The following is a 25,619-nucleotide window of genomic DNA, read 5'->3' on the forward strand; positions in this document are numbered from 1 at the left end:
ACCCCAAAAGAAAGCGCCGGCCCCCATCGCGGGAGCCGGCGCTACGAGAGGCTGGCGAAGTCGGGCCTTAGCGGGCCAGCGACACCGAGCGCGTGGCCGTCTGACCGCGGCCGTCCGTGGCGCGGACGAGGTAGAGGCCCGGCGGCAGGTCGTTCGCGTCGACGCGCAACGTGTAGGTCCCGGCCTGGACGGTCCCATCGTGGAGCAGCGCCACGCGGCGGCCGAGCGCGTCGTGGACGGCGACCGACAGCGAGGTGGCCTGCTCGACGGTCAGCGTGAGCCGGGTCGACGAGGTGAACGGGTTCGGGCTCGGGGCCGAGAGCCGGAACGGCTGCGGCGTGTCGTCGGTGTGGACGAGCGAGAGCTCGGCGTCCACGACGGCGGCGTGCGCGGGCGCAGCGACGGTGGCGACCGCCACCACGGCGACCGCGACGAAGCGTCGGAGGGAGTAGAAAGGCGTCATCGGCGGAGGGAGTCCTCGGTCAATATCGGGTCAACGCGGGGGAGTTCCAAACGGATCCGTGTGAGGGAATCGTCAGGAGACGGGCAAGAGGCGTGCCTACCACAGCCGGCGGTTGCCCGGGGCGGCCTCGGCCCGGCTCAGACGGTTGGGCCGCTCGGTCGTCCCGGTCATCCGCATCACGAGCCCGAGGGCCATGCCCGTCAGGAAACCGCCGATGTGGGCCCCGTAGGCCACGCCCCCGGTCTCCTCCGTCGCCGCCGTCGCGCCCCACTGGTTGAAGAACTGCAACCCGATCCACAACCCCAGCACGACCACGGCCGGGACCGAGACGATCCGGAAAATGAACACCGCGTTCACCCGATTGCGCGGGAACAGCACGAGGTACGCCCCGAGCACGCCCGCGATGGCCCCGCTCGCGCCGAGGTTCGGGACCAGCCCCGCCGGGTGCATCGCCACCTGGACGAGGGTCGCCACCACCCCGCTGACGAGGTAGAACAGGACGAACCGAGCCGTCCCGAACCGGTGCTCCACGTTGTCCCCGAAGATCCAGAGGTAGAGCAGGTTGCCGGCGATGTGGCCGAACCCGCCGTGCATGAACATGGCCGACAAGACGGTCAGGTACACGAGCGGCGCCGGCCCCGGCCCCGGCCGCTGGGGGATCTGCTGCGCCGACGTGATCTGGACGTTTGGGTCCTCCTCCGGGATCGGCTGGGCGTTGACCAAGTCCTGGCCCGTCACGAGCTCGTGCGGGACGACGCTCCACCCGTAGGTGAAGGCGGGGTCGCTGAGCTGGTACACGAACACGAACACGTTCGCGACCAACAGCACGATGGTGGCCCACGCGGGGCCGTCGAGACGGCGGTCGTCGTCGCTGATCGGGAAGAGCATTCGGAGGGCGGAGGGGCGGGCGCCAACCGACCGTCCGTGCGTTCGGGTCCCCGGCGGCCTAGATCGTCGCCATGAGGGCGGCGAGACGGTCCTTGGCCGACGGCGAAGTGACGTCGCCCCAGACCTCGGCCAGGCCGTCGAGCGCCCGCGCGTCCCCGGCCGCGTACCGATCCCGGGCCGCGACGACCGCCGCCTCGGCCTCGACGAGCGCGGCGACGAGGTGGGCAGCCACCGCCCGATCCGGCGTCTCTACCAGCGAGGCGACAAACCGGAGACCGCTCAGCGCGACCGCGAGGTGCGACGCGACGGCGACCGTCGGCGCGTCGAGGTCGTCCTCGATGGCCAGGACGTCCTCGAACCTCCGCCAGACCTCCGACCCCAGCACGTGGCGGAGCCGCGTCGGCGACGGCGCGTCGCCGGGGGCCCCGACGAAGTCGTCGCCGAGCGGGGCGTCGTCGCTGCGCCGGACGCCGCTGGCGCTTTGGGCCGCGAGCCGCGCGACGAGCCGGCGGGCCTGGGCGCTCCAGGACTCGCGCACGCCGTCGAGCCGGTCCGCCGCCGTCGCCAGCGCCACGGACGTACGGCGCACCAGGTCGGCCCGGCCGTCGGCGGCGAGCGCGGCCCGGGCCGTGTCGAGGGCCGTGTCGAGGTCGGCCACGAGCGGGCGGAGCCCGGCGACGAGCCGGCGCGCGGACTCCGTGGGGAGCACGGGCTCGACCGTCTCGACGGTCAGCCGGACGCCGTGGGCGGCGACCAGGAGCCGGCGGGCGTCGGACGGGGCCCGGGTGCCGAGGAACCGCTCGGCCTGGGCGTCGAACGCGGCGACCGCGTGGGCGAGCAGGACCTCGGCGGCCTCCAGCAGCGGGGCGCCGCCGTCAACGAGGGGCCGCGGCGGGACCGCCCGAACGGCACCTGCCGACGGCGGCAGGCTCGGACGGGGAGCGGGCAGGGGGCGGGCCCGGCGGAGCCGGCTCAGGTCGACGTCGACGAACGCCGGGGGCTCGTCGGCCACCTCCTCCGTGATTGACACGCGCTCCGGGGCGACAGGGCCGAGGACGACCGGGTACCGATCCTGACGACCGAGCGCAGAACGCCCGGCATCGGTGGCCGGCGCTTGCGGCCCCCTCCCCTCGGCGTCGTCCGGGTCCTCAGCGTCGTCCAGGTGTCCGTCGAAGAAGGGGGTGTCGGGAGCCGTAGGGCTGAAGAGGTCGAGCAGGGAGGCCATGTCGGGCACCAGCGGCGGGACCACGAGCGGCTCCCCGACGGAGACGCCGTCCCCCTCCGGCCGTCCCGGCGGCGGCTCCGAAGCGGCGTCCGGGACGGGCCGGAGCGGCGGCGGGGCGTCGTCGGCCGGGCGCCGCTCCGAGGGCCGAGGCGTCCGGGGGGCAACCGGGGCCGGGTCGGGGTCGAGCATCCCCAACCGGACCTCCCGGAACCGCTCGCGCCAGTGCTGCACCCGGGCCATGCTCAGGCCGGTCTGGGACGCGATCGTGTCCGGACGGAAGCCGCGGGCGTCGAGCAAGACCACCCGGGCGCGTCGGCGGACGGACGGGTCGGGGTCGGAGTCGACGGCCACTTCGAGGCGGCGGACCTCGTCGGGCAGCACGAGCGCGGGCTGGGCGAGCGTCCGGCGCACGAGCCGGAGGCCCCGAGCGACCTTGGGCCGGTCGGTCGGTTCGAGGCCGTGGGTCTGGAAGGCCAGGGCGAACGCGGCGAGCACGTCCGCGTCGGCGGCCTCGGCCTCGATCTCGTTCGAGACGACGCGGGCCCCGGCCACCTCGTACACGACGACGTCGAACGAGAGGGCGCCCACGACGCGGTCGCCGTCGTGGACCGCCCGGGGCGTCCGATACTGGCGGAGCGTCAGGAGCGGCCGGAGCGGGTCGTCGCCGACGGCCGCGCGGACGGCGTCGGCGAGCGCGCCTGGGGGCAGCCGGAGCGGGCCGTCGCCGGGCTCTCCGGCGGGCACGTCGAGGTCGAACGACGGGGCGTCGCCCCCACCGACCGGGCGGAGCGTGACGCTGGCCGTCCCCTCCCGCTCGCGGACGCGCAGCGTCAGCCCGCGCCGCAGCAGCTCCCCGTCGTCGGTGTCGTAGACCCGGTCGAGGACGCGGACAGGCGGGTGCGGATCGAGCCGGAGTCCGCCGATCTCGGACGCCTGGACGAGGGCCGAGAACGGCCCCGGCCGGCGGGCGACGTAGGTGGTCGAGGGCATGGGGGGAGACGGGCGCCCGCGTCAACATAGCGCCCAACCGCCTCCGATCTGGCCGGTGTGGATATCTCGGCAGGGCTACCGCATCCTCGCCTACCGTGTCATCCTGAGCGAATGCGAAGGATCTCGACTCGAAGTCCGAGACCTGCCGCGCCGGCTCCGATGGCCTCCAACGTCGGCGTTGAGATCCTTCACTTCGTTCAGGATGACAAGATGGGGGGAGTATGCGATAGCCCTGGATATCTCGGGAGGGCGCGGGGGACGGGGCATGAGCCAGAGGCCCCGTCCCCTCAAACCGAAGCCGGTCCGACTGCGGAGGACTGCGGGCTCCCGCACGGCTCTTCCCCCCGCCCTGCCCGCCGACCACGCTCGGCGTCACCCCTCGTCCAGCCGCGCCGCCAGCGCCTCGGCCTCGGCGACCAGTACCTCGATGGCGTCGAGCCCGCGGTCCCAGAAGCCGGGGTCCCGGAGGTCGATGCCGAGCCGGCCCACGAGCACGTGCGGCCAGTCCGACCCGCCGGCGGCCAGGAGGTCGCGGTATTGACGCGCGAAGCCCGGCCCCTCGGACTGGTACCGCGCGTAGAGCGCGAGCACCAACAGCTCGCCGAAGGCGTAGGCGTAGACGTAGCCCGGCGTGTGGACGAAGTGGGGGATGTAGCTCCACCACGTCCGGTAGCCCTCGGTCAGCGTCACGCTGTCGCCGTACATCGCGGCCTGCGTGCTCGTCCAGTGGGCGGCGAAGTCGTCCGGGGCGAGCTCGCCGCGGTCGCGGCGGTGGGCGTGGATCCGGGCCTCGAACCGGTTCATCGTGACCTGGCGGAAGACGGTCGCCATGGTGTCGTCGATCTTCTCGACCAAGAGCGCGAGCCGGTCCTCGGGGCGGTCGAGCGCGCCCAGCGTCCGCTGGAACGTGAGCATCTCGCCGAACACCGACGCCGTCTCGGCCGTCGTGAGCGGCGTGTCGGCGTGGTAGACGCCCTGGTCGCGGGCGAGGAACTGGTGGACGCCGTGGCCCAGCTCGTGGGCCAGCGTCTGGACGTCGCGGAGCTGGCCCGTGTAGTTCATCAGGATGTACGGGTGGGCGCTCGGGACGGCCCCGTGGCTGAACGCGCCGCCCCGCTTGCCCGGCTCGGGCGGCGCGTCGATCCAGCGCTCGGCGAAAAAGCGCTCGACGGCGGCGCCCATCTCGGCGTCGAAGTCGGCGTAGGCCGAGGTGACCATCTCGCGGGCGCGGTCCCAGGTCACGAACGCGGCGGCCTCGGCCGTCGGCGCGTAGCGGTCGTAGTCGAAGAGCTCGTCGAGGCCCAAGAGCCGGCGCTTGAGCCGGTAGAACCGGGCGACCAGATCGTACCGGCCCGTGACGGCCTCGACGAGCGCGTCGACGGAGGCCCCGTCGATCTCGTTCGCCTCGTTCCGGCTCGCGATCCACGAGTCGTAGCCCCGGAGCCGGTCGCTCGACGCCTTGTCGGCCAGGACCGTGTTGAACACGTAGCTCAGCGGCCGCTGCAAGTCGACGAGCCCGGCCGTCACGGCGTCGTGGACGTCGCGGCGCAGGCCGCGGTCGGCGTCGTGGAGCTTGGACGTGGCCTGCTGGAGCGGCAGCGCCTCGCCGCGGACGACGAAGCGGGCGGCCCCCAGCGTCTCGTCGAAGAACCGGTTCCACGCGCTCCAGCCGGTCACCGACTTCTCGGACAGGATCCGCTCCTCGGGCTCCGAGAGCACGTGGTCGCGCGCCGCCGTCTTGAGCTCGAGGTAGTGGTGGTACGGCGCCAGCTCCTCCGCCTCCGTCAGCGCCCGGGCCCGGTCGGGGTCCATCCGCGCCCACTCGACGTCGACGAACAGGAGCTCCTGCCCGATCCGCGAGTACGCCTCGCGGACGCGCTGGAGCCGGGCGCCGGCCTCGGGCGACTCCGTCTCGGTGCTCCAGGCGAGGTAGGCGTAGGTGTAGGCCCGGCCGGCGCGGTCGTGGACGTCGGCGAGCGCGGCCAAGGCGTCGGCGAGAGCGCCCGCGTCGAGGTCGGCGAGGTGGCCGCGGTAGCGGGCCGCGAGGTCGGCGGCCTGGGCCTCGGCCGCGTCGAGGTCCGTCCAGAGAGCGTCGTCGGACGGGTGCAGGTCGGCGAGGTCCCAGCGGACCTCCTCGGCGCCGGTGAGCTCGGCGTGTTCGGCAGGCATAGAGGGTCGAGATGGGGGATTCCCCCGGGTGTCGTCGGAGCCACGGCCTCGCGACGGCGCTACCTTCCGGGACGGGTCGGCGGGCGTCGCGAGGGCGATGCCGAAGGTACGGCCCGCCGCACACGCCGATCCCCCCATGGCCCAGGTCCAAGAGCTCTCCACCACCGCCGACGCCGACGCGATGCTCGAGGCGTCGCGCGACGCCCCGGTCTACCTCCTCAAGCACTCGATCGCGTGCCCCATCTCGGCCCGGGGCCAGATGGAGTTCGTCGGGCTCGAAGGCGACAGCGACCCGCCGCTCTACGCCGTCGTGGTCCAGTACGCCCGCGACGTGTCGAACTACCTCGCCGAGCAGCTCCACGTCCAGCACGAGACGCCCCAGGCCATCCTGATCAAAGACGGCGAGGCCGTCGACGTCAAGAACCACGGGTCGGTCCGCCTCGACGCCCTGCGCGACGCCGCCGCCTCGAACTAGGGACTCCCGTGCTCCGTCGTCTCGGCCTGCTCGGCTCCCTCCTCGCGCTCGCGGCGTGCGGGCCGGACCCGTCCGCGCCCGACGCGACGGTCGTGCAGCCGACGCGCGAGGCCGCGCCCGCCGTCGTCCTGCCGACGGCCGAGGGGCCGGTCGACCTCGCCTCGCTGGCGGGCCGGCCCGTCGTCCTGCACTTCGCCGCCGCCGACGACGCCGAGGCGTGGGCCGCCCTCGCCGACGCGCTCGGCGACCTCGAGGCGGCCGGCGCCGCCGTCGTCGCCGTCTCGGTCGACGGGGCCGAGGACGAGGCCGCCCGGGCGTTCGGCTACGACGGCGCCGCCCTCGCCGTCGTCGTCGACGGCGAGGGGACCGTGCGGGGCCGGGCCCTCCCCCACTCGGGCGACGACCTGTTCGCGCTCGCGAGCCCCGTCCTGGCCGAGGCGGACGTGGCCGCGACCGTCTCGTGGCCGGACCCCGAGACGCTGGACGCGCTCGTCGCCTTGGGCGGCGTCGTCGTCGACCTAAGCGAGCGCGGCTCGCCGGGTGTTCCCCACGCCCTCCGCGTCGCGGCCGACACGCTGGCGGCGCTCGACCTCCCGGCCGACCTCGGCACGCCGCTCGCCTTCGTCGGCCCCGACGCCGCCGAGGCCGCCAGCCGGGCGACGCGCTGGGGCTACGTCGCCGTCTTCGTCGCCGATGCCGACGGGACGATCACGGCCGTCGAGCCGGCGCCTGTGGCTCGCGACCGCCCCCTCCGCTCGGGCGGCGTCCGGGGCTGAGGCGGCTGAGGGTTTGCTGAGGATCGACGCTGGAGGCCGCGTCGGGAGGCGCCCCCCTTTGGGAGACCGGGGAGCGGGCTGACCTTCGGGTCTCCCACCGCACCTCCCCATGTCCCTCGACCTCCGCATCGTCGGCCTGTACGAAGACGCCGTCGCGACGTCCCAGGCCGGCGACACCATCACGTCCATCGCCTTGCGCCTCTCCGCCCCGCCGGACGAGGCCTGGATCGAGGCGTTCCACCACGAGTGGGCGCTCACCAGCTACCCCCGCAAGCGGAACGCCCGCGTCGGCGTCCTGCGCGTCGCCGGGAGCGACGAGGCCCGCCGCGGGCTCGTCCTGTTCGCCTCGCCCCAGGACTACGTCGACAAGCACAAGCGGCACCTCGAAGACGCCGTGGCCCGGGCCAACGCCCGCGTCCGCCGGCGGACCGATCAGCGCGACGCGACGCTCGCCGAGGCCGTCCGCACCATCCGCGAGATCAACCAGACGTACTACGGCGACACCGACGCCGGCCCGACGATGCGCGCCGCGCCGGGCACGCCCGTCATCCGGCTGGCGGTCTGAGCCGGTACGTCAGTGGGCCAATGCGTCGGTAAGTCGGTCTGGGCGGAACGGTCCGCATCGAGCCGACTCACCGACGCACTGAACCACCGGCGTTAGCGGCTGACCGTCAGCGTCCGGGTCTCGGCGAACGTCTCGCCCGTCACGCGGACGACGTAGACGCCGGGCGCGAGCGACCGCCCGGACAGGGCCACGCGGACGGCCGCGCCCGACGGCGCCGGGGCGTCGTACGCCAGGGCGACCTCGCGGCCGAGCGCGTCGAACACGGCGACCCGGACGTGCTGGGCCGTCGGGACCGCGAACTCGACCGCGGACCGGCCCGCCGACGGGTTCGGGAAGACGTCGCCGACGACCGGCTCCGTGACCGGGCCGTCGACCGTCGAGACGGCCGCCCCGATCCCGTTCTCCTCGCCCGGCGTGGGCGGGGCCACGAAGGCGTAGCTGCCCGTGTCCTGGCGCTGGAGCGAGCCCTCGCGCGCCAGCCGGCCGCGCTCGGCGGCGGCGGCGGCCTCGTCCTGGAACACGGCGTCGACGAGCGACGGGCTGGCCGGGTTGAACAGCGAGCCCACGGCGGGCCCGTTGCCGCGGAACAGGGCCACGCCCAGGAACTGGTCCGGGATCGAGACGCCGGCGTCGACGTCGCGCAGGACGAGGTACCCGTCGTCGTCGGTCTCGAACCCGTCGAGGTCGCTGACCGAGACGGCCGTCGAGTCGGTGTCGTAGAACGCGATCGCGAGCCCGTCGGCCAGGCCCCCACCGCCGGCCGAGAACAGCTCGACGAACTCGGAGTCGCCGGCGCCCGTGATCGAGTCGAACTCGTTGATGACCAAGGCCGTCTCGGTGTCGTCGTCGGTCACGGTCAGCGTGGCCACCGCGGCGTCGGCCCGGATCTCGGCGTCGGTCGACGTGATCCGGAACACGAACGTCTCGTCGTCCTCGAGCAAGCCGTCGTTCGAGATCGGGATCGAGAGCGAGGCCGTCGTGGCGTTCGCCGCGAACGTGACGGTCTGGGACGAGAACCCGCCCAGGTCGGCCGACGTCCCGGACGAGCTGTCGGCGTCGAGCGTCACGCGGACCGTCTTGGCCGTCGCGAACGCCTCGCTGAGCCGGAGCCGGAGCGTGACCGAGCCGTCGTCCTCGTCGGCCTCGAGCGTGGTCTCGACGAACGAGGCCGTGGCCTGGTTGAGGTCGGGGTTGAGCGTGACGAACGCGAGCTGGTCGCCGGTCTCGGTCCCGTTGACCACGGTCTCGACCTGGATGATGATCTGCTCGTTGTTGTCGTCGCCGCCAATCGACGTCAGCGGGGCCGAGCCCGTGAGTTGGCCGGGCTGGACGAAGACGGTGTCCGGCGCCGTGTAGTCGTTGCCGCGCGAGGCCGAGCCGAAGTAGCTCAGGGCCACCTTGACCACGCGGTCGCTCTTGTTCGTCAGCGTGACCGTCAGCGCCGACGTCCCGCCGCTCTCGGCGATGACCCGGGGGACGGCGTCGAACGTGACCCCGGGCGCGTTGTCGTTGTCGACGATGCTGATCTCGACCTCCTGGTCGGTGTCCTCCTTTCCGGGCCCGGTGACGCTCGCGACCGAGACCGTGAGGGTGCCGTTGAGCTCGTCGTCGGTGTCGTCGGTGGCGCCGAGCCGGATCGAGCCCGAGTTCGCCCCCTGCTTGATCACGATCCGGTCGGGCGCGCCGAACTCGCCCGCGCCGTTCGTGGGGTCGTCCTCGCCGTCGTCGTCGTCGTACTCGTACGTGAGGCGGACGGTGATGTCGGCGCTGGCGTTGACGCCGGCCGGGAGCGCCGCGGTGACCGTCGTCGAGTCGCCCTCGGCGATGGACAGCGGGCTGGCCGAGAGCGTCACGGCCGGCGTATCGTCGTCGGTGACGATGATGTCGACAAACTGGTTGCCGTTCTCGATGGCGCCGTCCCCGCCCGTGACCGCGTCGATCGAGACCCGGATCACGTCCGAGTCGAAGTCGGGGTCGTTGACGCCGGTCAGCGTGGCGGTGGCCTCCCGCTGGCCCGCCGGGATGGTGAGCGTCGTCGGGGCGAGCGTGTAGGCGTCGCCGTCGCCGGTCGCGCCGATAGTGACCGTCGTCGGTTGGGTGACCGACTTCGAGAGCCGGACGGTCAGCGTGGCCGTCCCCCCGTTCTCGGCGACCGACGTCCGGTTCGTCGTCAAGCTCACGGTCGCGAGCGGGGCGTCGTTGTCCTGGATCGTGATGGTCTTGGACTGGTTGCCGTCCTCGGTCCCGTCGCCCGCGACGCCGTCGATGGTGACCGTGACGGTCGCGTTGCCGTCGTTCGTCGTGTTGTCGGTGGACGTGAACGTGACCGTCCCGCTGTTGGCCCCGTCCGGGATGATGAGCTGGCCCGGCGCCGTAAACCGGCCCGAGCCGCCGCTGTAGCCCAGCGCGACCGTGATGGCGCCGTCGGCCGTGGCCCCGAACGGGAGCGACGCGGTGATCGTCGAGGTCTGCCCCTCGGTGATCGTCGACGGGCTGACCGCCAGCCGGACCGTCGGGATGTCGTCGTCGGTGATCGTGATGGTGGCCGTCTGGTTCCCGTTCTCGGTCGCGCCGCCGCCGCCCGAGACGCTGGTGATGCTGACGACGACGGTCTCGTCGTCGAAGTCGTTGTCCTGCTTCGCCTGGAGCGTCGTCGTGGACGTCGTCTGGCCCGCCGGGATCGTGACCGTCGACGACGCCAGCGTGTAGGCGTCGCCGTCGCCGGCCGCGTTGAGCGTGACGGTCGTGTTCGTCGCGGCCGTGGCCGAGAGCGTGAGCGTGAGCGTCGAGGTGCCGTTGGCCTCGGTGATGGTCGTCGGCGACGCCGAGAGCGAGACGGTCGGCTGGGCGAGCGCGGGCGCCGCGATCAGCAGCAGGGCGAGCGTAGCGAAGCGGGACATGGCAGGGGCGGGGGGGAGAGACGGCCAGGGGACAGGCGACCGCGAGGGATCGCACGCGGAATGTACCCGCGCCGTGCGCCAGATCGGACCCGGGAAGACGGCTCGTCCGCGTGCCCTCCGTGCGGGTCTGCCCACATCGTTGTGATTGACCCACCTACGCCCGCTCCGGGCACGCCGATCTGACCTGATCGTCACACTCCGCCCACCCAGAGAACGTCGGAACGATGGCTCGAACAGAACGTCGCCGACGTCGTGGCCGGAGTAGGGGCGGCGGGACTCGAACCCGCAAGCCGCTTGGGCAACGAGGCTTAAGCTCGTCGTGTCTGCCAATTCCACCACGCCCCCGTGGCCCCCGGAAGATAGCCCGACGAGTCATTTGCGGAAGCCGTTCGGACCTCGCTCTCAGGGCTATCGCAACCTCGCCCCACCTTGTCATCCTGAGCGCCAGCGGAGGCTGCGATGGCTCTGGCCGTGACCCCACGGTTCCGGCAGAGAACGTGCTCCAGGCGTAAGCTAGGCGCCCCGATCCAGCCCCTATGCCCGACCGTCTCCGCGCCCACGCCCAGGCCTGCGCCCCACGCTCCCACGTACCCTACTCCGGGAGGCCCGTCGGCGTCGCGGCGCTGCTGGCGGACGGGCGCTGGGTCGCCGCGCCCCGGATCGAGAACGCCTCGTTCCCCCTCACCATCTCGGCGCTCCAGGGCGCCCTGGCGCTGGCGGCCCTCACCGGAGAGACCGTCGTCGCCGTCGCCGCGAGCGTGCCGTTTGGGCCCACCGGGCTCGGCGAGATCGAGCAGGCCGCCGGCGGGGCGTGGGCCCTCGCGGCGCCCGACCTCGCCGTCCGCACCGACGTGGACCGGCCCGAGCCCGGCGAGCCGGTGGGGCTGACGGTCGACCTGCCGCCGCCGCCGAGTGTCGAGGGCGGGGCCGCGCTCGCGCTCGCCGCGGCCGACCGCGCCGTCGTCCCGGCGTCGGCGTTCCCCGTGGGCGCGGCGGTCGAGGACGACGGCGGGCGGCTGGTCGTCGGGGCGAACGTCGAGGTCGCGGGCGACTGGACGCGCGGGCTGTGCGCCGAGCGGACCGCGCTCGTGGGCGCCGTCGCGGCTGGGCTCGGGCCGATCCGCCGGGTCTACGTGGCGTGCTCGAAGGCGCCGGGCGGGACGCCCTGCGGCGGGTGCCGCCAGGTCCTCGCCGAGCTGGCGCCGGGCTGCGCCGTGGTGGTCTGGCGAGGGGCTGAGGCCCCGGAGGTCACGACGCCGGAGGCGCTCTTGCCCGGCGCGTTCGACGGCCGCGCGCTGGGACGGCAGGGCGGGATCCGGTAGCCTTCTGGTGAATCGGTCGAGAGTAGAGGGCAGAGGACGAGGAAAGACCGCCCAGGCCATGCCCCCACCGTTCTCCACCCTCTATCCTCCGCCACGGCCGGGGCTCTCGACCGCCCGCTGAGGACCGCTCGCGAATGCGGGAACGCAATCCCGCCCCGCAGCCGCCGTTCCGCCCGCTCACGCCGTCCCCGCCTGTGGATCTCACGTTCGCTGTCTCCCCCGTCGTGCTGGCGGTCGCCGCCGTCGCCGCCGGGGCCCTGGCGTGGTGGAGCTACGGGCGGAGCACGCCGGCCGTCTCGGGCCCCCGGCGCGCCGGGCTCGCCGCGCTCCGATTCGCCGCGCTGTTCCTGGTCCTCGTCCTGCTCGTCGACCCCGTCTGGCGGCGCGTCACGCGGACCGGCGAGCCGCCGCTGCTGGCCGTCCTGGTCGACGACAGCGAGAGCCTGACGTTGGGGCCCGACGGGTCCACCCCGGCCGACCGCGTCCGCGCCGCGCTCGACGGACTCCCGGCCGACGCCGCGCTCCGGTTCTACCGCTTCTCGTCCGACGCCGCGCCGGCCGGCTCGGCGCTGCCGGGCGACAGCCTGGCGTTCGCCGGCGAGCGGACCGACGTGGCCGCCGCCCTCGCCCGCGTCGAGGCCGACTTTGCCGGGCGCAACCTGCGCGGCGTCGTCCTGGTCTCGGACGGCCGCGTGACCGACGGGCGGAACCCGGCCTACCTCGCCGAGCGGTTCTCGGTCCCCATCTGGACCGCCGTCGCCGGCGACAGCGTGTCGTCGCGGGACGTCCGGCTCGAGCGGGCCGTGACGAACGACGTGGCCCGGGTCGCCAGCCCGCTCCCGATCCAGGCCGGCGTCCGAGCGACCGGCTTTGAGGGCCAGACGGCGTCGGTCACCGTCTCGTCCGGCGGGCGCGTGTTGGCTCGCCAGACCGTCGCCGTCCCGACCGACGGGGCCGAGGCCGTCGTCGACCTCACGGTCACGCCGACGGCGCCGGGCGTCCGCCGGTACACCATCGCCGTGGGCCCGCTGGCGGGCGAGGCAACGACGCGCAACAACACCCGGACGGTCACGGTCCGCGTGCTCGACGACGCCCGCCGCGTCCTGCTCGTCGCCGCCGGGCCGAGCCCCGACCTCGCCGCGCTGAGGGCGACGCTCGACGCCGACCGCTCGGTCGACCTCACGGTCCGCACGCAGCGGGCGCCGGGCCAGTTCTACGAGGGCGCGCTGCCCGACGCGCTCGGCCGGTTCGACCTGCTGATCCTCGCGGGCTACCCCGGCGCCGCCGCCGACCCGGCCACGGCCCAGCGCCTCGCTCAAGCCGTCGGCGGTGGCCTGCCGGCCCTGTTCATCCAGACCTCGGCGACCGACGTCTCGCGGTTGGGCGCCACGTTCGGCGACGTGCTGCCGGTGGCGCCGGCCCAGGCGCGGGGCGGCGCCGTCGAGGTGTCGCTCGCGCCGACGGCCGCCGGCGAGGCCCACCCCGTCTTCGACCTCGGCGTCGCGCCGGCCCGGCTCGGGGCCCTCCCCCCGCTCGCCGTCACCTCGACGCGCTGGGCGCTGCAGCCCGGCGCCCGCGTCCTGGCGACCGTCCGCCGCGGGGGGAGCACGCTCGACGCGCCCTTGCTGGTCGTCCGCCAGAACGGGCGCGTCCGCTCGGCGGCCCTGCTCGGCGCCGGCTCGTGGCGCTGGCGGACGCTGCCCGACGACCTCGACGACCTGCGCGGCGTCTACGGCCAGCTCGTCGACCGGCTCGTGCGGTGGACCACGGCGACGCGCGACCGGCGGCCCGTCCGCGTCCGCCCGGACCGGGCGCTGTTCGGCGAGCGCGACCGGGTCACGTTCACGGGCCAGGTCTACGGCGAGTCGCTGGCGCCCATCGACGACGCCCGCCTGGAGCTCACCGTCCGCGCGCCCGGCGGGGCCGTCGAGCGGGCCACGATGCGCCCGCTCGGGAACGGCCGCTACGTGGCCGACCTGGGCGTCCGCCCGCCGGGCTCGTACGCCTTCACGGCCCAGGCGACGAGGGGCGGCCAGCGCCTCGGCGACGACCGGGGCACGTTCGGCGTGGGCCGGCTGGCGGCCGAGTTCCGCGAGCCCGGCGCCGACCCCGCGCTGATGCGCCAGGTGGCCGTCCGCTCGGGCGGCGCCGTCGTCGGGCTCGACTCGCTGGGCGCGTTCGTCGGCGGCTTGCGCCAGTCGGGCGCCTTGGCCGACCGGCCCCTCGTGCGGGAGGACGAGACGCCGCTCCTCGACATCGGCTGGCTCCTGGCCGTCGCGCTCGCGCTGCTCACCGTCGAATGGGTCTGGCGCAAGCGGATCGGGATGGTGTAGGCGTCCGGCCCAGCGAGGGCCCGCTCAGCCCCGGGGCGGCGTGCACCAGAGCGAGCCGTGCCACCCGTCGGTCGGGTCGGTCACGGGATCGCCTCCCAACGTCCGCGCGGTGTATCCGCGCCCGAGGAGCTCGTCCTGGACGCCGGCCTGCTCCTCAGGACCGTGGAGTTCTATGTAGACCTGCGGGCGAGCGTCGTCGAGGAGGCGTGCGGCTCCCTTGAGCACCGACGCCCCAGCCCCCTCCACATCGATCTTCATCACGTCCGGCGGTGGCTCCTCGTCGAACAGATCGTCGAGGCGGGTCGCTCGCACGACCAGCGTGTCCGCGTTCTCGTGGACGTAGGTCGGCTCGACGTTGAGCAGCTTGCCCTGCGTCGGCCGGTCGGGCACGTAGACAAACGAGAGCTCCCCACTAGCGTCGGCCGCCGCTGCGTTGACGAGACGGACGTGGGAGAGCCCATTCATCTCGACGTTCCGCCGGAGGCTCCTGAACTCGACCGGCGCCGGCTCGAACGCGACGACCCGGCCCCCCTGCCCGACGAGCGCAGCGAAGAGCAGCGCCATCTGCCCTTTGTTCGCCCCGACATCGTAAACCGTCATCCCGGGCCGGACCCGCTCCGCGAAGTGCCGGGGCGCCGCCAGGTCCGATCCAAGCGCATAGGTCGCCCCGATCCCCGGCTCGACGACGAACCGCATCCCCCTGGCTGGCCCCCTCACCACCCATCGCGTGCTTCCGAAGGGGAACAGGAGGCGGGCGGCGGACGCTTTCATGTTGGGGAAGGCAGAACGGACGGAAACCACTGAGTTCAGGGCCTGCTCACCAACGATACAGTCAAACGCCTTTCCCGACCCTCCCCCACCGGACCGAGCGGGCGTCCTCGTCCCATGAGAAGTAGACGCCCAAGGCCTTCCCGATGACGTGGTCGAACGGGACGAACCCCCACGTCCGGCTGTCGGCCGAGTCGTCGCGGCTGTCGCCGAGCACGAAGTAGTAGTCCTGGGCGAACGTGACCGTCTCGGCCGGGCGCCCGTCGACCAGGAACCCTGCCGCCGTCCGCTCGACGGTGCGGCCCTCGAACCGCTCGATCACCGACCGGACGACGGGCCACGAGGCGTCGTCCAGGCGGACGGTCCGGCCGGCGGCGGGGACGACGACCGGGCCGTAGTCGTCGAGGCTGTAGCGGGCGGCGGCGGGGAACGCGGCGCTGCCGTCGCCGGGCGGGCGGAGGTACGGCCGGAGCGACTCGACGCCCTCTTCGAGAGACAGCGCGTCGGCCTCGGCGCGTGTGGCCGAGGCCACCCAGGCGCCGGGCCCGGCCCGCTGGACCCGGCCGGAGAGCCCGAGCGAGTCGAGCACCTCCTCCGTCGGCAGGCGCCCGTCCAAGGCCCACAGCCGCCGGCCGGCTTGGGGCGACGCCACGGCCTCGGCGCCGACGTAGACCGTCTTGCCCCGGATCGCGAGCGTGTCGCCCGGCAGCCCGACGATCCGCTTGATGTAGGGCGTCCGCCGGCCGACGTCCGGGTGGAGGTCGGGCGGGTAGTTGAACACGGCCACGTCGCCGCGGTCGGGGTCGTCGAACCCCGGCAGGCGGTGGCCGGCAATGCGCGGGCCGTAGTGGGCCTTCGACAGCAGCACGAAGTCGCCGACGAGCAGCGTGTCCTCCATCGACGTCGACGGGATCCGGTACGCCTCGAAGGCGAGGACCCGGAGCGCGAGCGCGAACAGGATCGCCCCGCCGATCACGCGGACCCAGCCGGCGAGCGCGGCGGCGCTCGTCCGCCCAGCGGGCGCCGGCGCGACGGCAACGGGATCGGCCATGGACGGCTCCAACGGCTCGGCGCCGCCCGTCGTCTCAGTCTCACCCGACGCGCGCGGCGCGTTCCCGACGAGTCCCCCTCCCCGGATCGGGTCCGGGGCAGGCTGTGGATAGGAGGGGACAGGGGAGGCGGAGAGACCTACGGCTCCACCGCTCTCACCTCCCGTTCGAGTCCGGGGCGGGCCCAGCCCCTCGTCCCCAGAGAGCAGGGCTCTTGCGTTCTCGCCCGCCTCCGTTCCCCCCGACGAGTCGTCCCCGCGGAGGCGGGGATCCAGGACGGGCGGGGCGCCGGGGTCGCCACTCTGAGCCCCCGCCTCCGCGGGGACGACGGACCGGGCATGAGGCGTCCCTCCCGCATCGGAGGACGTAGCGGCCCCACCCTCAGGGAGGGGGGAGGCCGTCCGCGAGGCCCCCGCCAGATCGTCGGGCGGGCCGCCGGCGCCAGCGGGCTCGGGGTCGGGCACGGCTACGGGATCGGCCGGAAGAACCGCGTCGGGCGGACGAACGGGAACTCGCCCTTGAACGACAAGAACGTGAACACGGCCTTCCCAACCAGGTGCGAGTGCGGCACGAAGCCCCAGTACCGGCTGTCGACCGAGTTGTCGCGGGCGTCGCCCATCGCCATGTAGTAGTCCTGCGTGAACGTGAACGACGTGGCCGGGGCGCCGTCGAGGACGACCCCGCCGCCGGGCGCGCGCTCGAGCCGGTGGCCCTCGTGGCGCGTGATGGCCTCGCCGTAGACCGCCAGCGCCGCCTCCGTGAGTGGGACCGTCAGGCCGGCGGCCGGGACCACGCGCGGCGGGACGTGGTCCGGGTTGGCGCCGAACGTCCCGTCGACGTAGCGCTCGTCGAGCACGAACGGCTCGACGCGGGCGACGAGCGGGAGCGCGGCGAGCGCCTCGACCTCGGGCGGCGTCGCGAACACCTCGAACACGCGCGCCCCGTCCTCGACCCGATCCGCGCCGGGGAGCAGCTCGATCCCCATCTCTTCGAGCTGGCGGGCGTTGGGCCGCGCGTCGCCCGTGCCGACGGCGCGCCAGCGCTGCTTCAGGGTCGGCCCGAGCGGGACCGGCTGGCCGTTGACGTGGAGCACCTTGTCGAGGACCGCGAACGTGTCGCCGGGCACGGCCGTGATCCGCTTGATGTAGGGCGACCGCCGCTCGATGGGGACCGACGCCGGGATCACGCCCCGCTCGACGTCTTGGGACGCCGGGTAGTTGAACACGACGACGTCGCCGCGCTCGGGCTCGGTAAAGCCGGGCAGGCGGACTTGGGGGACTTCGAGGCCGGGCAGGTAGAGCCCCGTCACCGGGATGCCGAGGGTGGCCGGCGTCCGTGGGCCCCAGTGGAGCTTCGAGACGATCAGGAAGTCGCCGACGAGCAGCGTGTCCTCCATCGACTCGGACGGGATCCGGTACGGCTCGGCGATGAACGCCCGCAGGATCAGGATGGCGACGATGGCCTTGACCCAGTACCAGACGTTCTCGCGGAACGTCGGGCGGGCGGGGCCGTCGCCCCGACGGGCGCTGCGAGACGGGCGGGCGGAGGAGGTCGTCGGCACGGGGTCGGGGGGAGGGCCGGGAAGCTACGGGGCCCGGGCGCGCGGGGTGCGCGCGGCGGCCCCGGCGGCGGCCTCCGCAGCGGGCCGTCAGCGGTGGATGATCCAGCGGTCCGTGTCCGACCGGCCGCTCCACCGCGGCGGGCGGACCTCGACGACGAAGTGGTCGGCCCCGTTGAACCCGGTCCGGTACCACTGCCGACGCTCGAACGAGTGGTAATAGTCGAGCCAGGGGTCGGGCCGGCCGGCGGCCTCGAGCCGGGCCGAGAGGTCGGCGCGGATGGGCGGGAGCAGCGACGTGTAGCGCTCGTCGCTGGCCACCATCAGCCCGTTCCCGAACGGCCCGTCGATGTCGAGGGCCAGGACCGGGATCGAGTCGTTGACGACGAACCAGTACTCGAACTGGACGAACTCCGAGCCGCCGTACCCGTGGCGGCGCAGGGCGTCGCCGTTGCGCGTCGGCCGGCCGAAGGCGGCCTGGAGCCGGCCCCGCAAGAGCGCCGTCCGCGACGTGTCCACCAAGAGGTTCCGGTCGGGGGCCGCCGCCTGCCAGTAGGTCTCGCGGTACTGCTCGAGGAAGCTGCCCTGGGCGTCGGGCTCGACCTTCCGCCAGCGCAGCGTCGCCAGCTGGGCCAGCCGGATGACGCTGTCGGCCCTGGCGTTCTCGGCGGCGACCAGGCTGTCGCGGGCGGCCTGGCGCGCGGCCTCGACGGCCCGGAACGCCCGCGTCCACCGGTCGACCTCGCCGGCCTCGACGACGGGCCGGGGTTCGAGGCGCGGGCCCTGCTCGGCCATCACCTCGGCCAGCCGGGCGTCGCGGCGCTGGCGCTGGAGCACCTCGACCACGTTCTGCGCCTGCGGCGCGGGCACGAGGAACGAGGAAAGGGGAACGAGCAGGCAGACGAGCGCCCAGCGCAGCGCTCGGCGCCCCGGTCGGGCCTCTGCCCGTTCCCCATTCCCCGTTCCCCGTTCCCCCATCAGTCCATCGAGAGGACGGCCAAGAACGCCTCCTGGGGCACCTCGACCGCGCCGACCTGCTTCATCCGCTTTTTCCCCTCCTTCTGCTTCTCCAAGAGCTTCCGCTTGCGGCTGATGTCGCCGCCGTAGCACTTGGCCGTGACGTCCTTGCGGAGGGCCTTGACGGTCTCGCGCGCGATGACCTTGTTGCCGATGGCCGCCTGGATGGCCACGTCGAACAGCTGGCGCGGGATGAGTTCCCTCAGCTTCTGCGAGAGCCGCTTGCCCATGTCGTACGCCTTCTCGCGGTGGACGATGGTGCTCAGAGCGTCGACGGTGTCGCCGTTGAGCATCACGTCGAGCTTGACCAGCTTCGACGTCCGCTCGTCGATAAAGTCGTAGTCGAACGAGGCGTAGCCGCGGCTGACCGACTTGAGCTTGTCGTAGAAGTCGAACACGATCTCGGCGAGGGGCAGCTCGTACTTCAGGTTGACGCGGTCGGTCGTGAGGTACTCCTGGGTGATGTAGGTCCCGCGCCGCTCCTGGCACAGCCCCATCAGCGTGCCGACGTACTCGACCGGCGTGATGATCTCGGCCTTGACGTAGGGCTCGCGGATCTCGGAGATCGAGCCCGGGTCCGGCATGTCGGACGGGTTCTCGACCTCGACCTCGCTCTGGTCCGCCAGCTCGACGGTGTAGCGGACGTTCGGCATCGTGGTCACGATGTCGAGCCCGAACTCGCGGTCCAACCGCTCCTGAACGACTTCCATGTGGAGCATCCCCAGGAAGCCGACGCGGAACCCGAACCCGAGCGCGGCTGACGTCTCCGGCTCATAGGTCAGGGCGGCGTCGTTGAGCTGGAGCTTTTCGAGCGCCGTCCTGAGGTCCTCGAAGTCGCCGGAGTCGGTCGGGTAGATGCCCGAGAACACCATCGGCTTGACGTCGCGGTAGCCAGGGAGCTGCTCGGTCGCCCCGTTCCGCTGGTGCGTCACGGTGTCGCCCACGCGCGTGTCGGCCACGTCCTTGACCGAGCCGATGATGTAGCCGACCTCGCCGGGGCCGAGCGCGTCGACCGGCGCCATCTTGAGCTTGAGGTGGCCGATCTCCTCGGCGTGGTACCGGGCGCCGGTCGCCATGAACTCGATGGCGTCGCCACGGCGCAGCGTCCCCTCCTTGACGCGGACGTAGACGATGGAGCCCCGGTACGTGTCGAACGTCGAGTCGAAGATGAGCGCCTGCAACGGCGCGTCGGGGTCGCCGGTCGGCGCCGGCACGCGCTCGACGATCCGCTCCAGGACCGCGTCGACGCCCTGGCCTGTCTTGGCGCTCACGTGGAGCACGTCGTCGGGGTCGCCGCCGATCAAGTCGGTGATCGACTGGGCAACGAGCTCGGGCTGGGCGCTCGGCAAGTCCACCTTGTTCAAGACCGGGATGATCTCCAGGTCCTGGCCAATCGCCATGTAGAGGTTCGAGATCGTCTGGGCCTCGATCCCCTGGGCCGCGTCGACGACCAGGATGGCGCCCTCGCACGCATTCAGGGCTCGGGAGACTTCATACGTAAAGTCGACGTGGCCCGGCGTGTCGATCAGGTCGAGCACGTACTTCTCGCCGTCGGCGGCCGTGTACGGCATCCGGATCGCGTGGCTCTTGATGGTGATGCCGCGCTCGCGCTCTAGGTCCATCGAGTCCAGGACCTGGGCCTGCATCTCGCGGCTCGTGAGCGTGCCGGTGGCCTCCAGGAGCCGGTCCGCCAGCGTCGACTTGCCGTGGTCGATGTGGGCGATGATGCAGAAGTTGCGGATGCGGCTCTGGTCCACGGAGGGGCGGTCGGTCGGGGTCGGTTTCGGGCAACGGTGAAAGTAGCGCCGCCCGTGCCGTCGCCCCCCGAAATCCCCGGGAACGCGGGGCTACCGAGGCACCCGCACGCGGAGGCCGACGCGGACACCGAGCGACGACACCACCGGGCTCGCCGTCCCGGCCACGCCGACGCCCAGGCCGACCGTCCGCACGGGGAACACGTCGAGCCCGGCCCCAGCCTGGAGCCCGAGCGTGAGGTCGCGGTCGCCGCGGTCGCGGGCGACGACCACCGTCGGGCCGCCCCGGACCCACAGCGAGGCCCGCGCCTCGCGCCCCGAGAGCGACACGAACGGGCCCGCCGACACCCACTCGCCACCGCTCGACGAGCAGCCGAAGTCGTGGCACGGCGGGCTCTGGTCCCCGAGTACGAACCCGGTGCCGGCCGCCGCCCCCACGCCCCACCCCAGCGCGGCCCCGTCCGTCCGCTCGACGAGGGCCTCGGCGATGGCGTAGGCCGTTTTGGTGCCCAAGCCGCTCGGCGTCGTCCGCACCCCGCCCGCGAGGCCGACGCCGGTCGTGACCTGGACGTGGGCCGTGGCCGACCGGGCGCCGTCGGGGAACAGCCGGTCCGCCGCCCCAGCGGGGAGCACGCGGTCGAGCGCGAGCCGGAGGCCGGCGCGGACGACGGCCACGTCCGGGCCCCGGGCGCCGAACGTCCGCTCGGCCGCCAGCCGCGCGCCGAGGGGCCCGACGAGCGGGACGTCGACCCCGACCCCGAGCAGGGGCGCGAACGGCCCGCCGACGGCCGAGTGGCCCGCCGTCGTGGCCCCGGCCACCAGCCGAGCCCGGACGACGGGGTCCGTCCGCTCGTAGGCCGCGAACACCGTGATCTCGCCCCGCTCGGTCCGCCCGGCCCCGCCCCACACGGGCCCCGCCACGCGGCGCTCGACGCGGACGCCGGGGTCGTCGGCGCCGGCGCCCGTGAGCGGCGTGGCAACCTCAATCCGCCAGCTTCCCGGCGACCGAACCGGCACCGGCTGGGCGACGGCCGTCGCCGCGAGGAGGAACCAGAGGACGGCGCGCATGGGCACGAGGACGATGCGGCCGAAGCTGGTGGCGTCGGCGTTCCTCAGAAAGGTCAAGCCCCGTGCCCTCGGCCCGGCGCCGTCCGGGCCACTCCCCCGGCACCCCGGAGCCCGGGCGGCACAGGCGGGCTTGCCGCGGCGCTCACGGGGGCTCATCTTCCGGCCACGCGCCGCTCCGTCCTGCCGAACGCCCCGATGCCGACCGAACCGCCGCTGCTTTCGGACCCCTCCCTCTCGCTCGCCGAGCCCGTCCCGACGGGCGACGGGGCGGCGGCGTGCCCGGCGTGCGGGGCGGCGCAGGTTGGCGCGTACTGCCACGCCTGCGGCCAGCACTTTCTGGAGGGGCGCATCACGATCCGCCGGTTGGTACGCGAGTTCTCCGAGCGGTTCCTGAAGCTGGAGCGCGGGCTGTTGGGGACGTTCGTCGGCCTGTGCCGGGGTCCGGGCACGCTGGCGCGGCGCTACGTCGAGGGCTGCCGACGCCCCTACGTGAACCCGCTGAGCTACGTGTTCTTGGGCGCCGCCGTCTCGCTCCTGTTCCTACCCCTCGTCATGGGGGGCGCCGACGGCGACTACGGCGGACTCGCCGAGTCGATGGACCTGGGCATCGCACTCGCCTCCGCCGGCGACCCCGAGAGGAGCCCCGAACAGCAGGCCGTGCTCGACGAGACCATGGAACAGGCCCTCCCGATCCTCATGGAGTCCATGATGGAGACGATGCGGCAGCTCAACGCCATCTTCGCGTTCGCGGCGGCGCTCCTGATGGCGGCCTTCTTCCGCCTGTTCTTCGGGGCACGGACCACCTATGCCGAGACGGCCGTCGCCACGCTCTACGGGACGGGCCACTACTACCTGCTCGCCGTCCCGCTGGCGCTGGTGACGCTGTGGCTCCCGAACGGCATGTGGATCTACACCGGGCTCACGGGGCTCCTGTTCGGCGTCATCGCCGTCTGGACGGCGCTCGGGTTCTACGGCCGTTCGTGGGGCACGGCGGGTCTCGCCGGCCTCTCGTTCGTGGCGACCTACGTCCTGTACGCGGGCGGGGTGATGGGGCTGGCCGGCGTGGTCTCGGCGTGGCGGGTGATGCCGGAGGTCCGGGAGATCGCCGAGACCGTCCGGGCGGCGCATGGCCTGTAGACGCCGCCCACCTCAGCCGTCGAACTCGACGAGCCGGTACACGTCCGCGAGCGCGATCTCCAGGTCGAGCGCAGGGCTCGCGAGCACGGCGTCGAGGCCCGACACGAACCGGAGCGCACCGCCCTCGGGCTGGCGGATCACGCGCGAGATGGCCGGCTCCTCCGTCTCCACGATCCAATACTCGACGAGACTCGTGATCCCGGCGTAGGCCCGCAGCTTGGCGCCCCGGTCGCGCCCGACCGTCGAGGGCGAGACGACCTCGATCAGGAGCGTCGGGTTGAGGAGCACCGGTGGGTTGGCTTCGCCGTCCCCTTCGGGGGTGTCGTCGGTGTAGACCGGCTCGTCGCACACGAAGACGAGGTCGGGGTAGCCGTAGCGGTCCTCCTCCATCCGCACGCGCTGGCGACCGACCCCACCCCGGCACCCCCCACGGGACATCGGCTCGTGGAGCGCCGCCGCGAGGTTGCCCACGATCTGGTTGTGCGCCGGGCTCGTGCCGGCCATTACCACCGTCCCCGTCTCGTCGTAGCCGTGGACGGGGACGACCACGCCATCCCAGTACTCGTAGCGCTCGCCCTCGGGCGCGGCCCACGGTCGAGGGCAAGACGACCTCGACCAGGAGCGTCGGGTTGAGAAGCACCGGCGGGTTGTCGTCGGTGTACGTCGGGTCGCCGCAGACGAACACGAGGTCGGGGTAGCCGTAGCGACCGGCGTCGGTGCGGACGCGCTGGCGACCGACCCCACCCCGGCACCCTCGGTCCGTCATCGGCCCGTGGAGGATCGCCGCGAGGTTGGCCGTGATCTGGTTGTGGTTTGGGCTCGCGCCGGCCATGGCTACGGTCCCCGTTTCGTCGTAGCCGTGGACGAGAACGACGACGCCGTCCCAGTACTCGTACCGCTCGCCCTCCGGTGCGGCGGCGTCGAAGGCGAGGTATTCCTCGACCGTCATCCGGGGCGGCTTGGCAGCGGTCATCGGTCCAGCGGTGGAGGCCAAGGTAGGGAGCCCGGCGTCAGTCGCCGAACCGCCGCCGCTCCAGCCGTGCCGTGCCGTCGGCGCCGACTGTGACGACGAACAGGTCGCCGTACTCCGACTCGTCGAGGTCGGCCATCGGCTCGCCGGTGAGCTCGGCGATCATCGTCGGGACCGTGTTGCTGTGGCCGGCGACGACGGCAGCCGCGCCCCGGTTCTCGGCCGCGACCTGCCGCGCCTGCGCCCGCAGCGTCGCGTCGGCGTCGGGACCGACGATGGGGAGGACGGTCACGTCGAGGCCGAGCCGCTCAGCCAGCGGGGCGACGGTGTCGCGCGCCCGGACGAACTGGGAGCTGTAGACGGCGCGAACGCTGGCGTCCGCGAGCACGTCGGCCAGGGCCTCGGCACGGGCGGCGCCGGCCGGTGTCAGCGGCGGGTCGTCGCCGGCCGCCTTCTCGGCGTGGCGGACGAGGTAGACCGTCGTCGCGGACGAGGGCGGCGGGACCGTCGGGACGCAGCCGACGGCGAGCGCGGCGGCGAGCACGATCCAGCGCATGGCGGTCGGGGTGGTGTGGCGCAGGATACACGCCCGGGAAAGGCGGGTCACGAGTTGGCACGCGGCCTTGACACCCCGCACCGGTGCGGGTCATCTTCGCGAGCCCATTGATCGCGCCCTGTGTCCACCGCCCCCGCCACCCTGTTCCCGCCCGACGACGGCGCGCTCGTGGACGACGTGCCGGAGACCGCCCGGTGCCTCCAGTGCGAGACGCCGCTGGCGGGTCCGTTCTGCCACACCTGCGGGCAGCACGAGTCGGTCGCCGAGCAGCTCACGTTCCGGTCGCTGTGGCACCATTTCCGCGTACGCCGCCTCAACCTCGACCGCGGGTTGCCCCGGACCGTGCTCGACGTGGTGCGCGACCCCGGCGCCGTCGCCCGGACGTTCGTCGAGGGCAAGCGCCAGACGTACACGCACCCGATCACACTGCTCTTCCTGGCCTACGCGGCCTACGCCCTCGTCTACGGCCTGTTCGACGAGCAATTGCACGCGATGATGCGCGAGCAGGTGGAGCGCCAGCTGGCCGGCTCGATGCCTGCCGACGCCGCGTCCGATCCGGCGATGGAGCAGGCCCTCGTCATGATGGAGGCGACGGTCGAGGTCCTGTTCACGTACGGGGCCTACTTCACCGTCTTCATCATCCTGCCGTTCGCCGGGGCGCTGCGCTGGCTCCTGGCGGACCGAGGCCGCTCGATGGCCGAGTGCGCGGTGTTCGGCGCCTACGTCGAGGCGGCCGTGGTGCTGCCCAGCATGGCGCTGTTCCTCCCCCTCAGCGTCTGGCTCCGCAGCCCGGCTCTCAGCTCGGCGGGTCTGGTGCTGTACCTCGTCTACGCCGGGATCGGCGCGCGGTCATTTTTCGACCGACGCCCGGGCTCGGTCGGGCTCTCTGTCCTGTCGGTGATCCTGGGGCTGGTGGTGTACCTCGGCCTGTTCCTGGTCATAGCGTTCGGCTACGGGATCTGGGTCGGCGCCACCCAAGCGCACGCGGGCTGACGCTACTCCTCCGGCGTCCGGAGTTCCTTCATCACGCCGACCGCCAGCAGCACGAGTCCGGCTGCCATCAGCACGCCCGAGAGCGGCGCCAGCCGCGCCCCCACGCCGACGCCCAGCGCCCACATCGCGAGGTTGGCGACGCCCAGCCCGATCCCGCCCGCGAGGAGCGTGAGCCCGAGACGGTCGAGACGGGTCATGGCAGTCGGGAGAGGTCGCCGAGATCCTGGGGACGGCCCGACGCCGCCTTGTTCACTTTGAGGCACTCCAGCCCGATCACGTCGAGGAGAAACCCGTCCACGTCAACGATGAGCCGATCCGTATAGCAAGGGCCGAACGTGACGCCGGACGGCGAGGTCATCACGTCGATGCGGAGTGGGGGGCGGCCGATCTGCACAATCACGTCGGGCACCGCGAAGGCATCCGGGGTCAGGCCAGGGCTTTCAAACCCGAAGTCCCGAAACGCCGCGACGACTCGGCTGGAGTTGTCAGCCGTCGGCTCGACCCAGGCGTCGATGTCGCCGGTGTACCGGACGTAGCCGTGGTACCCGAGTGCGTACCCCCCGACGACGAGGTACCGGACCTCATGGGCCTTGAACGACTCGAAAAACTCTCTGAAGTCGGGGTAGAGCTCCATGGGTCCAGC

Annotated in this window: 22 protein-coding genes, 1 tRNA gene and 1 pseudogene; 7 read left to right on the forward strand and 17 right to left on the reverse strand. The window is 73.3% G+C overall.

Features of this window, described 5'->3' with window-relative positions:
• Window positions 1-67 precede the first annotated feature (67 nt).
• The 4 genes from ACOOHE_RS14680 to ACOOHE_RS14695 form a co-directional block, all read right to left on the reverse strand.
• Complete coding sequence (locus ACOOHE_RS14680) at window positions 68-463, reverse strand: T9SS type A sorting domain-containing protein (protein WP_420454833.1); 396 nt, start codon at window positions 461-463, stop codon at window positions 68-70.
• A 96-nt stretch (window positions 464-559) separates the two neighbouring features.
• Window positions 560-1,351: a rhomboid family intramembrane serine protease gene (locus ACOOHE_RS14685; protein WP_420454834.1), complete on the reverse strand. Its 792-nt coding sequence runs from the start codon at window positions 1,349-1,351 to the stop codon at window positions 560-562.
• A gap of 58 nt (window positions 1,352-1,409) precedes the next feature.
• Entirely contained in the window at window positions 1,410-3,566 is a 2,157-nt protein-coding gene (locus tag ACOOHE_RS14690) for a helix-turn-helix domain-containing protein (protein WP_420454835.1), read from the reverse strand.
• A 372-nt stretch (window positions 3,567-3,938) separates the two neighbouring features.
• Complete coding sequence (locus tag ACOOHE_RS14695; protein WP_420454836.1) at window positions 3,939-5,735, reverse strand: M3 family oligoendopeptidase; 1,797 nt, start codon at window positions 5,733-5,735, stop codon at window positions 3,939-3,941.
• 136 nt (window positions 5,736-5,871) lie between these two features.
• Between ACOOHE_RS14695 and ytxJ the strand changes: the two genes are divergently transcribed.
• The 3 genes from ytxJ to ACOOHE_RS14710 all read left to right on the forward strand — a co-directional run bounded on the left by ytxJ (window position 5,872) and on the right by ACOOHE_RS14710 (window position 7,551).
• Window positions 5,872-6,210, forward strand: a complete 339-nt coding sequence (gene ytxJ, locus ACOOHE_RS14700; RefSeq protein ID WP_420454837.1) for a bacillithiol system redox-active protein YtxJ — start codon at window positions 5,872-5,874, stop codon at window positions 6,208-6,210.
• Window positions 6,211-6,218: 8 nt separating this feature from the next.
• A complete protein-coding gene (locus ACOOHE_RS14705) occupies window positions 6,219-6,986 on the forward strand; it encodes a redoxin domain-containing protein (RefSeq protein WP_420454838.1) in 768 nt (255 codons plus the stop codon).
• Window positions 6,987-7,095: 109 nt separating this feature from the next.
• The gene (locus ACOOHE_RS14710) at window positions 7,096-7,551 is read left to right on the forward strand and encodes a hypothetical protein (protein WP_420454839.1); all 456 of its coding nucleotides are present in this window, start codon (window positions 7,096-7,098) and stop codon (window positions 7,549-7,551) included.
• 92 nt (window positions 7,552-7,643) lie between these two features.
• On the opposite strand, the gene ACOOHE_RS14715 is transcribed toward ACOOHE_RS14710, so the two are convergent.
• Together ACOOHE_RS14715 and ACOOHE_RS14720 are read right to left on the reverse strand one after the other, a co-directional pair.
• Window positions 7,644-10,451 (reverse strand): Calx-beta domain-containing protein, encoded by a 2,808-nt coding sequence (locus ACOOHE_RS14715; protein ID WP_420454840.1) that lies wholly within the window; start codon window positions 10,449-10,451, stop codon window positions 7,644-7,646.
• Window positions 10,452-10,713: 262 nt separating this feature from the next.
• Window positions 10,714-10,796, reverse strand: a tRNA-Leu gene (locus ACOOHE_RS14720).
• A gap of 191 nt (window positions 10,797-10,987) precedes the next feature.
• On the opposite strand from ACOOHE_RS14720, the gene ACOOHE_RS14725 reads away from it, so the two are divergent.
• Window positions 10,988-11,773: a cytidine deaminase gene (locus ACOOHE_RS14725; RefSeq protein ID WP_420454841.1), complete on the forward strand. Its 786-nt coding sequence runs from the start codon at window positions 10,988-10,990 to the stop codon at window positions 11,771-11,773.
• Between the two features lie 194 nt (window positions 11,774-11,967).
• Window positions 11,968-14,106: a hypothetical protein gene (locus ACOOHE_RS14730; RefSeq protein ID WP_420454842.1), complete on the forward strand. Its 2,139-nt coding sequence runs from the start codon at window positions 11,968-11,970 to the stop codon at window positions 14,104-14,106.
• A gap of 24 nt (window positions 14,107-14,130) precedes the next feature.
• On the opposite strand, the gene ACOOHE_RS14735 is transcribed toward ACOOHE_RS14730, so the two are convergent.
• From ACOOHE_RS14735 to ACOOHE_RS14760, 6 genes are all read right to left on the reverse strand, one after another.
• Window positions 14,131-14,802 carry an FkbM family methyltransferase gene (locus ACOOHE_RS14735; RefSeq protein ID WP_420454843.1) on the reverse strand — a complete coding sequence of 224 codons (672 nt, stop codon included), beginning with the start codon at window positions 14,800-14,802 and terminating at the stop codon, window positions 14,131-14,133.
• Window positions 14,803-14,938: 136 nt separating this feature from the next.
• A complete protein-coding gene (lepB, locus tag ACOOHE_RS14740) occupies window positions 14,939-15,925 on the reverse strand; it encodes a signal peptidase I (protein ID WP_420454844.1) in 987 nt (328 codons plus the stop codon).
• Between the two features lie 464 nt (window positions 15,926-16,389).
• Window positions 16,390-17,484, reverse strand: coding sequence for a signal peptidase I (lepB, locus tag ACOOHE_RS14745; RefSeq protein WP_420454845.1), 1,095 nt, complete (start codon window positions 17,482-17,484; stop codon window positions 16,390-16,392).
• A gap of 87 nt (window positions 17,485-17,571) precedes the next feature.
• Window positions 17,572-18,351 (reverse strand): hypothetical protein, encoded by a 780-nt coding sequence (locus tag ACOOHE_RS14750; RefSeq protein WP_420454846.1) that lies wholly within the window; start codon window positions 18,349-18,351, stop codon window positions 17,572-17,574.
• 107 nt (window positions 18,352-18,458) lie between these two features.
• Window positions 18,459-20,255 (reverse strand): translation elongation factor 4, encoded by a 1,797-nt coding sequence (gene lepA / locus ACOOHE_RS14755; protein ID WP_420454847.1) that lies wholly within the window; start codon window positions 20,253-20,255, stop codon window positions 18,459-18,461.
• A gap of 90 nt (window positions 20,256-20,345) precedes the next feature.
• The gene (locus ACOOHE_RS14760) at window positions 20,346-21,320 is read right to left on the reverse strand and encodes a hypothetical protein (protein ID WP_420454848.1); all 975 of its coding nucleotides are present in this window, start codon (window positions 21,318-21,320) and stop codon (window positions 20,346-20,348) included.
• A 195-nt stretch (window positions 21,321-21,515) separates the two neighbouring features.
• Between ACOOHE_RS14760 and ACOOHE_RS14765 the strand changes: the two genes are divergently transcribed.
• Window positions 21,516-22,457, forward strand: coding sequence for a DUF3667 domain-containing protein (locus ACOOHE_RS14765; RefSeq protein ID WP_420454849.1), 942 nt, complete (start codon window positions 21,516-21,518; stop codon window positions 22,455-22,457).
• Window positions 22,458-22,469: 12 nt separating this feature from the next.
• On the opposite strand, the gene ACOOHE_RS14770 is transcribed toward ACOOHE_RS14765, so the two are convergent.
• The 3 genes and pseudogenes from ACOOHE_RS14770 to ACOOHE_RS14780 all read right to left on the reverse strand — a co-directional run bounded on the left by ACOOHE_RS14770 (window position 22,470) and on the right by ACOOHE_RS14780 (window position 23,983).
• Window positions 22,470-23,006 carry a Uma2 family endonuclease gene (locus tag ACOOHE_RS14770; protein ID WP_420454850.1) on the reverse strand — a complete coding sequence of 179 codons (537 nt, stop codon included), beginning with the start codon at window positions 23,004-23,006 and terminating at the stop codon, window positions 22,470-22,472.
• Window positions 23,007-23,043: 37 nt separating this feature from the next.
• Window positions 23,044-23,430 (reverse strand): annotated as a pseudogene (locus ACOOHE_RS14775) (Uma2 family endonuclease); the annotation flags it as partial.
• Window positions 23,431-23,467: 37 nt separating this feature from the next.
• Window positions 23,468-23,983: a histidine phosphatase family protein gene (locus tag ACOOHE_RS14780; protein ID WP_420454851.1), complete on the reverse strand. Its 516-nt coding sequence runs from the start codon at window positions 23,981-23,983 to the stop codon at window positions 23,468-23,470.
• Between the two features lie 120 nt (window positions 23,984-24,103).
• Here ACOOHE_RS14780 and ACOOHE_RS14785 point away from each other — a divergent pair, with 120 nt between their 5' ends.
• Window positions 24,104-24,976: a DUF3667 domain-containing protein gene (locus tag ACOOHE_RS14785; RefSeq protein WP_420454852.1), complete on the forward strand. Its 873-nt coding sequence runs from the start codon at window positions 24,104-24,106 to the stop codon at window positions 24,974-24,976.
• A 2-nt stretch (window positions 24,977-24,978) separates the two neighbouring features.
• On the opposite strand, the gene ACOOHE_RS14790 is transcribed toward ACOOHE_RS14785, so the two are convergent.
• Together ACOOHE_RS14790 and ACOOHE_RS14795 are read right to left on the reverse strand one after the other, a co-directional pair.
• Complete coding sequence (locus tag ACOOHE_RS14790; RefSeq protein ID WP_420454853.1) at window positions 24,979-25,173, reverse strand: hypothetical protein; 195 nt, start codon at window positions 25,171-25,173, stop codon at window positions 24,979-24,981.
• Window positions 25,170-25,610: a DUF6036 family nucleotidyltransferase gene (locus ACOOHE_RS14795; protein WP_420454854.1), complete on the reverse strand. Its 441-nt coding sequence runs from the start codon at window positions 25,608-25,610 to the stop codon at window positions 25,170-25,172. Before ACOOHE_RS14795 ends, ACOOHE_RS14790 begins: the two co-directional genes overlap by 4 nt.
• Between the last annotated feature and the right edge of the window lie 9 nt (window positions 25,611-25,619).

The sequence above is a fragment of the Rubrivirga sp. genome (assembly GCF_965213695.1).
GTDB lineage: Bacteria > Bacteroidota > Rhodothermia > Rhodothermales > Rubricoccaceae > Rubrivirga.

Coding starts and splice junctions, on each gene's coding strand:
- ACOOHE_RS14695 (WP_420454836.1), bottom strand. CDS start 5,735: ATGCCTGCCGAACACGCCGAGCTCACCGGCGCCGAGGAGGTCCGCTGG.
- ACOOHE_RS14795 (WP_420454854.1), bottom strand. CDS start 25,610: ATGGAGCTCTACCCCGACTTCAGAGAGTTTTTCGAGTCGTTCAAGGCC.
- ytxJ (WP_420454837.1), top strand. CDS start 5,872: ATGGCCCAGGTCCAAGAGCTCTCCACCACCGCCGACGCCGACGCGATG.
- ACOOHE_RS14780 (WP_420454851.1), bottom strand. CDS start 23,983: ATGCGCTGGATCGTGCTCGCCGCCGCGCTCGCCGTCGGCTGCGTCCCG.
- ACOOHE_RS14765 (WP_420454849.1), top strand. CDS start 21,516: ATGCCGACCGAACCGCCGCTGCTTTCGGACCCCTCCCTCTCGCTCGCC.
- ACOOHE_RS14760 (WP_420454848.1), bottom strand. CDS start 21,320: ATGCGCGCCGTCCTCTGGTTCCTCCTCGCGGCGACGGCCGTCGCCCAG.
- ACOOHE_RS14735 (WP_420454843.1), bottom strand. CDS start 14,802: ATGCGGTTCGTCGTCGAGCCGGGGATCGGGGCGACCTATGCGCTTGGA.
- ACOOHE_RS14715 (WP_420454840.1), bottom strand. CDS start 10,451: ATGTCCCGCTTCGCTACGCTCGCCCTGCTGCTGATCGCGGCGCCCGCG.
- ACOOHE_RS14690 (WP_420454835.1), bottom strand. CDS start 3,566: ATGCCCTCGACCACCTACGTCGCCCGCCGGCCGGGGCCGTTCTCGGCC.
- ACOOHE_RS14725 (WP_420454841.1), top strand. CDS start 10,988: ATGCCCGACCGTCTCCGCGCCCACGCCCAGGCCTGCGCCCCACGCTCC.
- ACOOHE_RS14685 (WP_420454834.1), bottom strand. CDS start 1,351: ATGCTCTTCCCGATCAGCGACGACGACCGCCGTCTCGACGGCCCCGCG.
- lepB (WP_420454844.1), bottom strand. CDS start 15,925: ATGGCCGATCCCGTTGCCGTCGCGCCGGCGCCCGCTGGGCGGACGAGC.
- ACOOHE_RS14680 (WP_420454833.1), bottom strand. CDS start 463: ATGACGCCTTTCTACTCCCTCCGACGCTTCGTCGCGGTCGCCGTGGTG.
- ACOOHE_RS14710 (WP_420454839.1), top strand. CDS start 7,096: ATGTCCCTCGACCTCCGCATCGTCGGCCTGTACGAAGACGCCGTCGCG.
- ACOOHE_RS14790 (WP_420454853.1), bottom strand. CDS start 25,173: ATGACCCGTCTCGACCGTCTCGGGCTCACGCTCCTCGCGGGCGGGATC.